The organism is Amphritea sp. (assembly GCF_050300915.1).
Classification (GTDB): domain Bacteria; phylum Pseudomonadota; class Gammaproteobacteria; order Pseudomonadales; family Balneatricaceae; genus Amphritea.
Map to the genome: position 1 here is coordinate 1 of NZ_JBNKYN010000211.1, position 581 is coordinate 581.

The 581-nt window shown below is 47.8% G+C and carries 1 protein-coding gene; it reads right to left on the reverse strand.

Going from position 1 to position 581, the window contains the following annotated elements; translation table 11 throughout:
- Positions 1 to 581: amidohydrolase family protein (locus tag ACQY8X_RS21110; protein ID WP_428037092.1), on the reverse strand; the 581-nt coding region annotated here is incomplete at both ends.

The window sequence follows — 581 nt, forward strand, 5'->3', positions numbered from 1 at the left end:
CTGTAGTGTGAAAACAGCGATGACAGCTACCGCTGACGTGGATCATTGCGGGCACATTGAGTTCAGACATCTTTTCGTAAATGGGATACCAGTAGCGATCATCCAGCGGAGGTGATTTCCAGTGACCACCTGAAGGATCTGGGCTCAGGTTAAAGCCGACAAAACCTAACTCAGTAACACAGCGTTCAAGCTCTTTCGCGCTCGCTTCAAGACCTGATTCAGGTGACTGTGGTAGTTGCGCACCACCGATGAAATTCTTTGGGTAAAGCTGTGTAATACGGTAGATCAAATCGTTGCAATGCTCGGTCCAGGTAGTACTGGTGGATTGATTACCGATATGGTGACCCATCCAGCTTGCACGTGGAGAAAAAATGGTGACGTCACTTCCACGCTCATTCTGAAGTTTCAATTGCGCGCCTTCAAGGCTGTCACGAATCTGGTCATCGGAGATATTGATCACACCTTTTTCGTGCTGAAAAAGTGGGTCAGTCGCCAGATCTTTTTTCTGCTGTTCACGATACTCACCCAGTTCATCCGGCGCTGTGGTGTAGTGACCATGACAATCTATAATTAATCCTTCG